This window comes from Nocardia salmonicida, from assembly GCF_036142455.1.
GTDB lineage: Bacteria > Actinomycetota > Actinomycetes > Mycobacteriales > Mycobacteriaceae > Nocardia > Nocardia salmonicida.
Map to the genome: position 1 here is coordinate 1 of NZ_CP108014.1, position 13,205 is coordinate 13,205.

Genomic DNA, 13,205 nt, shown 5'->3' on the forward strand with positions numbered 1-13,205 from the left:
CTTTATTCGAGTCAGAGCGACACGGACACCGACTCAGCCACTGGCTGGGACACGAGGTAGGACGTTGAGCGCCTGACTGATCATGTGTTCAGGGTTACATCAACCGGATTTGCTTCCGGTGAATGCCTTGAGCTAAGTTTGAACCCTTGCCTCACCGAAACCCCGACGACATGTTGTGGGTAGAAGTGTGTGCGTGTGTTCTTTGAGAACTCAATAGTGTGTCGATGAATGTCAGTGCCAATAGTTATTATTGGTTCCAATCTTTCATGTACCCCCCGGTCGTGGGAGGTTGGACATTGAACAACAGCGAATCTTTTTGCTGGTGTTCGCATTTGCTAGGTTTTCGGACTCTAGTTAGATAATTTTGATTCGCTCTCCTTTGGGAGGGTTGTTTCGAGAGTCTTCAACGGAGAGTTTGATTCTGGCTCAGGACGAACGCTAGCGGCGTGCTTAACACATGCAAGTCGAGCGGTAAGGCCCTTCGGGGTACACGAGCGGCGAACGGGTGAGTAACACGTGGGTGATCTGCCTTGCACTTCGGGATAAGCCTGGGAAACCGGGTCTAATACCGGATATGACCACTGAATGCATGTTCGGTGGTGGAAAGATTTATCGGTGCGAGATGGGCCCGCGGCCTATCAGCTTGTTGGTGAGGTAACGGCTCACCAAGGCGACGACGGGTAGCCGACCTGAGAGGGTGACCGGCCACACTGGGACTGAGACACGGCCCAGACTCCTACGGGAGGCAGCAGTGGGGAATATTGCACAATGGGCGAAAGCCTGATGCAGCGACGCCGCGTGCGGGATGACGGCCTTCGGGTTGTAAACCGCTTTTGACAGGGACGAAGCGCAAGTGACTGTACCTGTAGAATAAGGACCGGCCAACTACGTGCCAGCAGCCGCGGTAATACGTAGGGTCCGAGCGTTGTCCGGAATTACTGGGCGTAAAGAGCTTGTAGGCGGTTCGTCGCGTCGTTTGTGAAAACTTGGGGCTCAACCTTAAGCTTGCAGGCGATACGGGCGGACTAGAGTACTTCAGGGGAGACTGGAATTCCTGGTGTAGCGGTGAAATGCGCAGATATCAGGAGGAACACCGGTGGCGAAGGCGGGTCTCTGGGAAGTAACTGACGCTGAGAAGCGAAAGCATGGGTAGCAAACAGGATTAGATACCCTGGTAGTCCATGCCGTAAACGGTGGGTACTAGGTGTGGGGCTCCTTCCACGGACTCCGTGCCGTAGCTAACGCATTAAGTACCCCGCCTGGGGAGTACGGCCGCAAGGCTAAAACTCAAAGAAATTGACGGGGGCCCGCACAAGCGGCGGAGCATGTGGATTAATTCGATGCAACGCGAAGAACCTTACCTGGGTTTGACATACACCGGAAACCTGCAGAGATGTAGGCCCCCTTGTGGTCGGTGTACAGGTGGTGCATGGCTGTCGTCAGCTCGTGTCGTGAGATGTTGGGTTAAGTCCCGCAACGAGCGCAACCCTTATCTTATGTTGCCAGCGCGTAATGGCGGGGACTCGTGAGAGACTGCCGGGGTCAACTCGGAGGAAGGTGGGGACGACGTCAAGTCATCATGCCCCTTATGTCCAGGGCTTCACACATGCTACAATGGCCGGTACAGAGGGCTGCGATACCGCGAGGTGGAGCGAATCCCTTAAAGCCGGTCTCAGTTCGGATCGGGGTCTGCAACTCGACCCCGTGAAGTTGGAGTCGCTAGTAATCGCAGATCAGCAACGCTGCGGTGAATACGTTCCCGGGCCTTGTACACACCGCCCGTCACGTCATGAAAGTCGGTAACACCCGAAGCCGGTGGCCTAACCCCTTGTGGGAGGGAGCCGTCGAAGGTGGGATCGGCGATTGGGACGAAGTCGTAACAAGGTAGCCGTACCGGAAGGTGCGGCTGGATCACCTCCTTTCTAAGGAGCAATTCTCCAGTGAGTGTCTCGAAGAGTCGAGATCGCTGCTGGCAGAGACAGTTTCGGACCCATTCGTGGTCCGGCTGGAGCTCATGGGTGGAACGCTGACAACTTTCATCGCATACGGTCGAAGCAATGTCTTCGACCGCGATGGGTATACCGACACACTATTGGGTCCTGAAAGAACACGCGAGTGTTTTTTCTGGCAAAACAAACGATCCGATGAGATCTTCCTCGAAACCGCCGGCGGGTAATTCTGCTGAGTAGGTCTGGGTATGAGGTCACAACGGGTGTGTTGTTTGAGAACTGCACAGTGGACGCGAGCATCTTTGTTAGTAAGTGTTTAAGAGCGTACGGTGGATGCCTTGGCACCAGGAGCCGATGAAGGACGTAGGAGGCTGCGATAAGCCTCGGGGAGCTGTCAACCGAGCTGAGATCCGAGGATTTCCGAATGGGGAAACCCAGCACGAGTGATGTCGTGTTACCCGCATCTGAATATATAGGGTGTGTGGAGGGAACGTGGGGAAGTGAAACATCTCAGTACCCACAGGAAGAGAAAACAACAGTGATTCCGTGAGTAGTGGCGAGCGAAAGCGGATGAGGCTAAACCAGTTAGATGTGATAGACGGCAGTTGTTGTCTAGCTGGGGTAGTGGGAACATTCTTCTCAACTCTGCCGAGTTGAGCAACAGTAAGAAACCAAGTGGTTAGTTGAAGTGGTCTGGAACGGCCTGCCATAGACGGTGATAGTCCGGTAAACGAAAACTTCTTGGCTGTTGTGGATGTCTCCCGAGTAGCAGCGGGCCCGTGAAATCTGCTGTGAATCTGCCGGGACCACCCGGTAAGCCTGAATACTCCCTGGTGACCGATAGCGGACTAGTACCGTGAGGGAAAGGTGAAAAGTACCCCGGGAGGGGAGTGAAATAGTACCTGAAACCGTGCGCTTACAATCCGTCAAAGCCTTCGCACTCTTGAGTGTGTGGGGTGATGGCGTGCCTTTTGAAGAATGAGCCTGCGAGTCATCGGTGTGTGGCGAGGTTAACCCGTCGAGGGGTAGCCGTAGCGAAAGCGAGTCTGAATAGGGCGAAACTTTAGTCGCACATTATGGACCCGAAGCGGAGTGATCTACCCATGGCCAGGGTGAAGCGACGGTAAGACGTCGTGGAGGCCCGAACCCACTTAGGTTGAAAACTGAGGGGATGAGCTGTGGGTAGGGGTGAAAGGCCAATCAAACTCCGTGATAGCTGGTTCTCCCCGAAATGCATTTAGGTGCAGCGTCACGTGTTTCACACCGGAGGTAGAGCTACTGGATGGCCTAGGGGGCCTACAAGCTTACCGAAGTCAGCCAAACTCCGAATGCCGGTGTGTGAGAGCGTGGCAGTGAGACTGCGGGGGATAAGCTTCGTAGTCGAGAGGGAAACAGCCCAGATCGCCGGCTAAGGCCCCTAAGCGTGTACTAAGTGGAAAAGGATGTGGGGTCGCTTAGACAACCAGGAGGTTGGCTTAGAAGCAGCCACCCTTGAAAGAGTGCGTAATAGCTCACTGGTCAAGTGATCCTGCGCCGACAATGTAGCGGGGCTCAAGTACACCGCCGAAGCCGCGGCATTCACACAATAGCCCGTCTCAACTGTAGTGGTTGGGGCCAGGTGTGTGGATGGGTAGGGGAGCGTCCTGTGGCCGTGGAAGCAGCAGTGTGAACTAGCTGTGGAGGCCACGGGAGTGAGAATGCAGGCATGAGTAGCGAAAGACGAGTGAGAAACTCGTCCGCCGAATGACCAAGGGTTCCTGGGCCAGGTTAATCCGCCCAGGGTGAGTCGGGACCTAAGGCGAGGCCGACAGGCGTAGTCGATGGACAACGGGTTGATATTCCCGTACCCGTGTATCCGCGCCCAATGCTGAATCAGTTGTGCTAAGTATCCAAATGTTGTTTTACTGAGCCTTCGGGCGAGGGGAGCAATTGCTGCATACGACCCTGGCTGTAGTAGGTAAGCGATGGGGTGACGCAGGAAGGTAGCTGGGCCAGGTGATGGAATACCTGGTGTAAGCCTGTAGGGCGAACGGTAGGCAAATCCGCCGTTCATATAGCCTGAGAGGTGATGCGTACCCGTTGAGGGGAATTCAGTGATCCTATGCTGCCGAGAAAAGCCTCTAGCGAGCTGGTACACGGCCCGTACCCCAAACCGACACAGGTGGTCAGGTAGAGAATACTAAGGCGATCGAGAGAACTGTGGTTAAGGAACTCGGCAAAATGCCCCCGTAACTTCGGGAGAAGGGGGACCACGCCCGGTGAAAACCCTTGCGGTTGGAGCTGGGTGGGGTCGCAGAGACCAGAGAGAAGCGACTGTTTACTAAAAACACAGGTCCGTGCGAAGTCGTAAGACGATGTATACGGACTGACGCCTGCCCGGTGCCGGAAGGTTAAGAGGACCGGTTAGCCTGTTATGGGCGAAGCTGAGAATTTAAGCCCCGGTAAACGGCGGTGGTAACTATAACCATCCTAAGGTAGCGAAATTCCTTGTCGGGTAAGTTCCGACCTGCACGAATGGCGTAACGACTTCTCTGCTGTCTCAACCACAGACTCGGCGAAATTGCATTACGAGTAAAGATGCTCGTTACGCGCGGCAGGACGAAAAGACCCCGGGACCTTCACTATAGCTTGGTATTGGTGTTCGGTACGGTTTGTGTAGGATAGGTGGGAGACTGTGAAGCTCGGACGCTAGTTCGGGTGGAGTCGTCGTTGAAATACCACTCTGATCGTATTGGACTTCTAACCTCGGACCATGATCTGGTTCAGGGACAGTGCCTGGTGGGTAGTTTAACTGGGGCGGTTGCCTCCCAAAATGTAACGGAGGCGCCCAAAGGTTCCCTCAGCCTGGTTGGCAATCAGGTGTTGAGTGCAAGTGCACAAGGGAGCTTGACTGTGAGACTGACAGGTCGAGCAGGGACGAAAGTCGGGACTAGTGATCCGGCACCGGCAAGTGGAAGCGGTGTCGCTCAACGGATAAAAGGTACCCCGGGGATAACAGGCTGATCTTCCCCAAGAGTCCATATCGACGGGATGGTTTGGCACCTCGATGTCGGCTCGTCGCATCCTGGGGCTGGAGTAGGTCCCAAGGGTTGGGCTGTTCGCCCATTAAAGCGGCACGCGAGCTGGGTTTAGAACGTCGTGAGACAGTTCGGTCTCTATCCGCCGCGCGCGTAAGAAACTTGAGGAAGGCTGTCCCTAGTACGAGAGGACCGGGACGGACGAACCTCTGGTGTGCCAGTTGTTCCGCCAGGAGCACTGCTGGTTGGCTACGTTCGGAAGGGATAACCGCTGAAAGCATCTAAGCGGGAAGCCTGTTCCAAGATGAGGTTTCTCTCCCACTTGATGGGTTAAGGCCCCCTACAGACCATGGGGTTGATAGGCCAGAATTGGAAGCCAGGTAACTGGTGTAGGTGACTGGTACTAATAGGCCGAGGGCTTACTTATGAAGGTGTTACGCGTCCACTGTGCGGTTTCTGAAACAACAGACACTGCAGCACACTCACACAGGACTCTTCTGAGTTGTTGTGTGGGGAGCGCTGTCTAGTTTCATAGAGTTACGGTAGTTATAGCGGTGGGGAAACGCCCGGTCCCATTCCGAACCCGGAAGCTAAGGCCACCTGCGCCGATGGTACTGCACTCGACAGGGTGTGGGAGAGTAGGACACTGCCGGAACATCATTGCGAAAGGCCCTCAACCATTGGTTGGGGGCCTTTTTGCGTTCCAGTATGACCCCTGCACCGGGCCGCGCAATCCGAATCATCAACATTTCAGAAAACCTCCATGCCTGAAGTCCCGGTGAGCGACGATGATGCGACGTCGCTTCGGGAGGTCACCATGGACTGGTTCAGCAATCATCGGACTCTGTGTCGTGGCGCGGCCGCGCTCGTGCTGCCCGCCGCGTTGATCGCGACGATCGTCGCCACCGCACCCTCCGGCGCCGCCGCGCCTGATCCGCTGACCGGTGTGGTCGATTCGATCGCCGGCATAGCGGGCATCGAGCTGCCTGCCACCTACGGGCCCGAGACGGCGATCGTGGTGCTCGGATACGGGCTGCTGCCCGACGGCACGATGCGGGCCGAATTGGGTAATCGCTTGCATGCGGCCCTGATTCAGGCCTACATGTCACCCGAGTCCCCGGTGATCGTCACCGGTGGAAACCCGCGCAACGGTGTCACCGAGGCTCAGGTGATGGCCGACTGGCTCAATGTTCGCGGCATCGCCGGGCACCGGCTGCACGCCGAGACCGAGGCAGGCACCACGGTGCAGAACGCGGAGTTCTCGGCGCGCATGATGGAAGCCCTCGGCGTGCACAAAGCCGTCCTCATCACCTCTGCCGACCACATGCGCCGAGCCCTGGACAATTTCCTGGCCGCCGGCATCCCGGTAGTCGCCACGATGACACCGGACGTAGCCCCCCTGTGGGCCCAGCCGTACGGCACAGAGAAGTAATGCATGTCCGGGTCCAGACGGTTTGTCGGGCCCAGCCGTACGGCACAGAGAAGTAATGCATGTCCGGGTCCAGACGGTTTGTCGGGCCCAGCCGTACGGCACGGAGAAGTAACGCATAGGGCACAGAGAGGTAGTAAGTGACCCCCGCTAACCGATAGCCGCGCCGATGTCGGTGACGCCGTTTACTATGCGACTGGCGTCATCGCGGGTTGCGATGGCGCTGTCGGTGTATGGCAGATAGGGGATTTCGATGGACAGGCCACTGTGGGCGCCGGAGGGTGTCGACATGCGGCATCCGAGCCCGGCTCGGATGTACGACGCCTTGCTCGGTGGTTCGCACAATTTCGCCGTCGACCGGGATGCCGCGGAGACAGCGATCAAGCTCGTCCCCGACCTGCCTCGGTTGGCGCTGAGTAATCGCGCGTTCCTGCGCCGTGCTGTCCGTTTCATGCTCGACTCGGGGATCCGGCAGTTCCTCGACATCGGGTCGGGTATCCCCACCGCGGGAAACGTGCACGAGATCGTGCACGAGCTCGACCCGGAGGCGCGGGTGCTCTACGTCGATATCGACCCGGTGGCGGTCGCCCATGCGCGAACCATCCTGCAGGGCAACGAACGTGCGGGCGCGATCGAAGCCGACTTGCGCAAGTCCGCCGACCTGGTCGACGCCGTGCGCGGGACCGGGCTCATCGACTTCGACGAGCCGGTGGGATTGCTGCTGATCGCGGTGTTGCATCTGGTGCCCGACGTCGACGATCCGGTCGGTAAGGTGACCGCGCTGCGGGAAGCTGTGGTACCGGGTAGTTTCATAGCCATTTCACATCTCACGTCCGAGCTTCGGCCTGATGACGCCGGTAAACTGGGTACGCACTCGGTGAACCAGTCCAAGGTCGGAATTCATTTCCGGTCCAAGGATCAGATCGTCGCACTGTTCGCGGGATGGGATTCGGTCGAGCCCGGCGTTGTCGAGCTGCCGCTGTGGCGGCCCGAGTCCGAGCGTGATCAGCACGAGAAGCCCGGCCGTTCACTAGGCCTGGGTGGAGTCGCGATCAAGAAGTAGACCGCCTGACATGGCGGTGCGATAGACGATGACAGGTGGATGAAGCAGTGGGGTCGTGGGAGCTGGCGCAGCGGTGGGCGGATGCCCTCGACGGCGTTGTAGCTCCAACCCTCAATCGCTCGCAGATCGAGGACATGCTGGCCGCCCTCTGTACCGGTCTGATCGACGCGGCGCGCGGCGGGGACGATCCCGATATCGCGCGCCGGGCCGCTCGGATGCTGGTCGCAGCCAACTACCGTGATCCGGCGGCGGTCAGCCGTTCGGTACCGGTGATGTGCGCCGATCTGGTCGAGATCGCCTCGGAGGGCCCCAGCGACCCCGCGCTGCCGCGGATTCGCGACCGGGCGATCCGGCTGGCCGCCGACTTCGCGGCAGGCTTCACCGCGGCGCTGCGGGCCGCCGCGCTGGCCGAGCAGGAGGCGACGCTGGCCGCCGTGCTCGCCGCGGCGCAGGAAGCCGAGAACCGCCGAGCGCTGTCGGAAGCCCGTTTCGAGGCGGTTTTCGACGGCGCTCTCGTCGGTATCGGCACCGTCGACATGTCCGGTCAGGTGGTGAACTGCAATGCCACCATGGCCCAGATGCTCGGCCGGACCCCGGAGACGATGCCGGGCCGGACCGTGGCCGATATCCTCGGCCCCCACAACCTGAACTTCGCGTTCGAACAACTCCAGCACATGGTCGCGGGCGAATCCGAGAGCTTCCGCACCGAGACCGAGCACCTGCACACCGACGGCCGGGTCACCGCGATCGACCTGTCGATGTCGGCGGTGCGCGGAACCGACGGCAGTATCGAGTTCCTGATCGGCGTCGCGGTCGATGTCACCGAGCGCAAGCAGCTCGCCGACCGCCTGTGGCACGACGCCAATCACGACGCGCTCACCGGCCTGCCGAACCGCCCGCACCTGTTCAACAGACTCGCCGACGCGACATCCCCGATCGGGGTCTGCTACCTCGATCTGGACGGCTTCAAGGAGATCAACGACCTGTGGGGCCACACGATCGGGGACCGTGTGCTGCAGGTCGTGGCCGACCGGTTGCGCGACGCGGTGCGCCCGGCCGACGCGTTCGCCGCCCGCATCGGCGGCGACGAGTTCCTCGTGCTGGTCGAGAACTGCTCCGGTGAAGCGCAATTGGCGAAGCTGGCCGACGAGCTGCTGACCGCCCTGACCGAGCCGCTGGCGGTGGACGGACACACGCTCGCCGTCGGCGCCAGTATCGGGGTCGCCTTCTTCGAGCAATTGCCCGGCGCCGTAGACGAATTGGTGCACGCGGCCGACGCGGCGATGTATCGCAACAAGAACGACGCGCGCCGCGATCCGGCCCGGTAGCGGCCGGGCCGGAATCGATCAGACCGTTTCGCGCCGGCGCTCCGCCGCCCGTGCGAGTGAGCGATCCCGCTGTTCCTCGAAGCGCGACACGTCCCCGCGCAGTCGCTCGAGGAATGCCGCCAGATCCTCGCGAGCCCGCTCGCCGCGCGCGCAGAAGTCGTTGCGCTCGAAGATTTCCCACTTACGCAACACCGGCATCAGGACTTCTTCCAGATGCTGGCGCAGGTCGTAGATACCGTGCTTGGCCATCAGCACGCCGTTGCGCCGCCACCCCGGCATGCCCGCGCCGGGCATCTGGAAGTTCTGCACGATGGTATTGATCGCCTCGATGGTCTGGTCGGGGGCCAGGTCGAGCGAGGCGGCGCACAGGTTGCGGTAGAAGATCATGTGCAGGTTCTCGTCGGCGGCGATGCGGGCGAGCATGCGGTCGGCGATCGGATCGTCGCAGACGCGACCGGTATTGCGGTGGCTGACCCTGGTGGCCAGTTCCTGGAAGGTCACATACGCGACGGAGAACAAGAATCCGGCACCGGTCGAGGTGTGGATGTCGAAGCCCGGCGCCTTGTCGTCCACGACGGCCATCGCCGAATATCCGTTGGTCATGTGGATCATTCGTGCCTGCTCGAGCGCGACCGGGTCGACCCCACGGGTCACCACGAGGTAGTCGCGCAGGACGATCCCGTGCCGGTTCTCCTCGGCGGTCCAGCGGCCTACCCAGGTGCCCCAGGCGCCGTCCTTGGAGAAGTTCTCGGCGATCTCACGGTGGTAGGAGGGCAGGTTGTCCTCGGTGAGCAGGTTGGTGACCATCGCCGCCTTGGCGAGTTCGCTGAGGGCGGATTGTTCTGGGTCCCAATCGATTCCGCCCATGGCCGCGAAGTTGCGGCCGTGGTCCCACGGCACATAATCGTGCGGGTGCCAGTCTTTGGCCATCGAAAGATGGCGGTTTACATTGCTCGCGGCGATGGGTTCCAGCTCGATCAGTAGTTCCAGTTGGGTCAGGTTCCTGGCCACGCTCGTTGCCCTTTCCGGTTAGTGAAAAGCGAGAGTTGCGTCGGTCCGGTAGTGTTGCCCGTCGTCACAATAGACCCGGCGCATCGCGCCTGGAAACGACACGGTGCTCTTCGGCACTGTTCGGAATTTGGGCGCGTCGCGTCGTGTGCATATACGCTCCACCAGTTCAGCTCCATCAGCGGTTCCCGTTCAGTCGTGGCATAGCTAGAGAGAGTGAGCGAAAAATTATGACGGACATCGTGGTCACGAGCCTGGCGGCGACCACGTCGATCGCGGGCGACGTCGACTCGACCTGGAAAGGTCTGCTCAACGGCGAGAGCGGAATCGACGTCTTGGAAGACTCCTTCATCGACGACTTCGAACTTCCGGTGCGGATCGGCGGCCACCTGAAAGTGTCGCCCACCCTCTCGCTCACCCGCGAAGAGGCGCGCAAACTGTCCTACGTCGAACAGATGGCGGTGGTCCTCGGCCGCGAGGTGTGGCGCAACGCGGGTAGTCCCGAAGTGGACCGCGACCGGCTCGGCGTCTCGATCGGCACCGGCCTCGGCGGCGCGGAATCGCTGATCTACGCCCGCGACCGGCTCCGCAACGGCGGCTACCGCAAGGTCTCCCCGCTTACCGTGCAGGCCATCATGCCCAACGGCCCCGCGGCCTGCGTCGGCATCGAATTGGGCGCGCGCGCAGGGGTTTCCACGCCCGTTTCGGCCTGCTCGTCGGGCTCGGAGGCCATCGCCAACGCGTGGCGGATGATCGTGATGGGCGATGCCGACATCGTGGTCACCGGTGGTGTCGAGGGTTCCATCCAGGCGGTGCCGATCGCGGCGTTCACGCAGATGCGGGCCATGAGCACCCGCAACGACGATCCCAAGGCGGCCTCGCGTCCCTTCGACGCGGACCGCGACGGGTTCGTCTTCGGCGAGGCCGGCGCGATGATGGTGATCGAGACCGAGGAACACGCCAAGGCGCGTGGCGCGACGATCCACGCGCGGCTACTCGGCGCGGGCGTCACCTCCGACGGATTCCACCTCGTGGCGCCGGATCCCGAGGGCACCGGCGCCGCGCGGGCGATGACGCGGGCGATGCAGACCGGCGGGATCAGCCGCACCGACGTCACTCACATCAATGCCCACGCCACCGCGACCCCGATCGGCGACACCGCCGAGGCCAATGCGATCGCCAAGGCCATCGGCTCGCACGCCTCGGTGTACGCGCCGAAATCGGCACTCGGGCATTCGATCGGCGCGGTCGGTGCGCTCGAATCGGTACTGACCGTGCTCAGCGTGCGCGACAGTATCGTTCCGCCGACCCTGAATCTGGACAATCAGGACCCCGCTATCGATTTGGACGTCGTATCGGGTCAGGCGCGGCGCGGTCGCATCGATTACGCGGTGAACAACTCCTTCGGTTTCGGCGGTCACAACGTGGCGATCTCGTTCGGGCGGTATTGACGATTCGCCTATCCGTGGCGGGTTCGGAGTCAATGTGCGTTGAAAAGGATTGGGAATGATCGGCGAGACTTTCGACGACTATGTAGACGAACTGGGGACTATCCGGATTCCCGGCGATCAGACCTTGATCGACTTCGTCGACAAACACAGCGAGGCCAACGGGGACGACCTGGCCTACCGCTTCATCGACTACTCAACCGAACGTGAGGGGGAATACCAGGAACTGACCTGGCGCGAATTCGGCGTGCGGCTGCGCGCGGTGGCCGCACGATTGCAGCAGGTGACAAAGCCCGGCGACCGGGTGGCGGTGCTGGCGCCCCAGGGACTGGACTACGTCGTCGCGCTGTTCGCGGCGGTGTACGCGGGGAATGTGGCTGTGCCACTGTTCGATCCGGAGGAGCAGGGACACAGCGACCGGCTGCACGCCGTCCTCGGCGACTGCGAACCCGCCGCGGTGCTCACCGTCGGCAGCGCGGCCGCGGGGGTGCGCAACTTCTTCCGTGAACAGCCCGCCGCGCAACGGCCGAGAATCATCGCGGTCGAGGCGATTCCCGACACCGTCGGCACACGGTGGCGCAGGCCCGACATCAATATCGACAGCGTGGCCTACCTGCAGTACACCTCGGGATCCACTCGGGTGCCCGCCGGTGTCGAGATCACCCACCGCTCGGTGGGGACCAACCTGCTGCAGATGATCGATGCCATCGGGATCACCGAGAACGCGCGCGGGGTCACCTGGCTGCCGCTGTTCCACGACATGGGGCTGCTCACGGTGATCCTGCCGACCATCGGCGGCAAGTTCATCACCATCATGTCGCCGAGCGCGTTCGTGCGCAGGCCCGCGCGCTGGATCAAGGAACTGGCCGCACAGGCCGACGGTGCCGAAATCTATTCGGCGGCACCGAACTTCGCCTTCGAACACGCGGCGATGCGCGGGTTGCCCAAGGGTGACGAGCGCCTCGACCTGTCGAATGTGATCGGCCTGATCAACGGCAGCGAGCCGGTGTCGGTGGCCTCGATGCGCAAGTTCAACGAGGCTTTCGCGCCGTACGGGCTGTCCAAGACCGCGATCAAGCCGTGCTACGGGATGGCCGAGGCAACGCTGTTCGTCTCGGCGACCAAGCGCGATGACGAGGCGCGCGTGGTCTACGTCGACCGTGGCCAGCTGAACGACGGCCTGATGGTGGAGTGCGACGAGCATGCCGCGAACGCGGTGGCGCAGGTGTCGTGCGGACACGTCGCGCGGTCGCAGTGGGCGGTGATCGTCGATCCCGGTACCGGGATCGAGCGCCGCGACGGCGAGGTCGGCGAGATCTGGTTGCACGGTGAGAATATGGGCATCGGGTACTGGGGGCGGCCGGCGGAGACCGAGGAAACCTTCCACAACCGGGTGACCGCGCGTATGCCGGTCGGTAGTCGCGCCGAGGGTGCGCCCGATGACGCGAAGTGGATGCGGACCGGCGATTACGGTGCCTATCACGGCGGCGAGCTGTTCATCACCGGGCGCGTGAAGGATTTGGTGATCGTCGACGGGCGTAACCACTATCCACAGGATCTCGAGTACTCGGCGCAGGAAGCCAGTACCGCCCTGCGGCCCGGTTTCATCGCGGCCTTCTCGGTGCAGGCGGGCCAACTGCCCGCGCCGGTGCTCGAGGCCGGGACCGTGTCCGATCCGGCGGCGGAGCAATTGGTGATCGTCGCCGAAAGAGGTACGGGCGCGGCGAAACTCGAGCCGGGACCGATCACGGACACGGTGCGTGCGGCCATCGCGCGCAGGCACGGGGTGATGGTGCGGGACCTGCTGCTGGTGCCCGCGGGGTCTATTCCGCGGACGTCGAGCGGCAAGATCGCCCGACGAGCCTGCAAGGCCGCGTATCTGGACGGCACGCTGCGCGGTGGATACCGGCAGCAGGCGTATCCGGACGCTCCGGAGGAGTGAGGACCGTTCGGCCACTGGATA

6 protein-coding genes and 3 rRNA genes are annotated in these 13,205 nt (G+C 61.5%); 8 read left to right on the forward strand and 1 reads right to left on the reverse strand.

Annotated elements, in window-relative coordinates:
• Positions 1-403 precede the first annotated feature (403 nt).
• From OHS03_RS00005 to OHS03_RS00030, 6 genes are all read left to right on the forward strand, one after another.
• Positions 404-1,922, forward strand: a 16S ribosomal RNA gene (locus OHS03_RS00005).
• 333 nt (positions 1,923-2,255) lie between these two features.
• Positions 2,256-5,393 (forward strand): 23S ribosomal RNA (locus OHS03_RS00010).
• Positions 5,394-5,504: 111 nt separating this feature from the next.
• Positions 5,505-5,621: ribosomal RNA gene (gene rrf / locus OHS03_RS00015) — 5S ribosomal RNA — on the forward strand.
• Together the 16S, 23S and 5S rRNA genes form the textbook arrangement of a ribosomal RNA operon.
• Positions 5,622-5,729: 108 nt before the next feature.
• Entirely contained in the window at positions 5,730-6,398 is a 669-nt protein-coding gene (locus OHS03_RS00020) for a YdcF family protein (protein ID WP_328659750.1), read from the forward strand.
• Between the two features lie 250 nt (positions 6,399-6,648).
• Positions 6,649-7,458, forward strand: coding sequence for an SAM-dependent methyltransferase (locus OHS03_RS00025; protein ID WP_328659752.1), 810 nt, complete (start codon positions 6,649-6,651; stop codon positions 7,456-7,458).
• A 35-nt stretch (positions 7,459-7,493) separates the two neighbouring features.
• Positions 7,494-8,786, forward strand: a complete 1,293-nt coding sequence (locus OHS03_RS00030; RefSeq protein ID WP_328659754.1) for a diguanylate cyclase domain-containing protein — start codon at positions 7,494-7,496, stop codon at positions 8,784-8,786.
• An 18-nt stretch (positions 8,787-8,804) separates the two neighbouring features.
• Here OHS03_RS00030 and OHS03_RS00035 read toward each other — a convergent pair whose 3' ends face one another.
• Positions 8,805-9,797, reverse strand: a complete 993-nt coding sequence (locus OHS03_RS00035) for an acyl-ACP desaturase (protein WP_328659756.1) — start codon at positions 9,795-9,797, stop codon at positions 8,805-8,807.
• Positions 9,798-9,997: 200 nt separating this feature from the next.
• Between OHS03_RS00035 and OHS03_RS00040 the strand changes: the two genes are divergently transcribed.
• Both OHS03_RS00040 and fadD32 read left to right on the forward strand, forming a co-directional pair.
• Complete coding sequence (locus tag OHS03_RS00040; protein WP_255284545.1) at positions 9,998-11,245, forward strand: KasA/KasB family beta-ketoacyl-ACP synthase; 1,248 nt, start codon at positions 9,998-10,000, stop codon at positions 11,243-11,245.
• 58 nt (positions 11,246-11,303) lie between these two features.
• Positions 11,304-13,184, forward strand: a complete 1,881-nt coding sequence (gene fadD32, locus OHS03_RS00045; RefSeq protein WP_328664024.1) for a long-chain-fatty-acid--AMP ligase FadD32 — start codon at positions 11,304-11,306, stop codon at positions 13,182-13,184.
• Positions 13,185-13,205 lie beyond the last annotated feature (21 nt).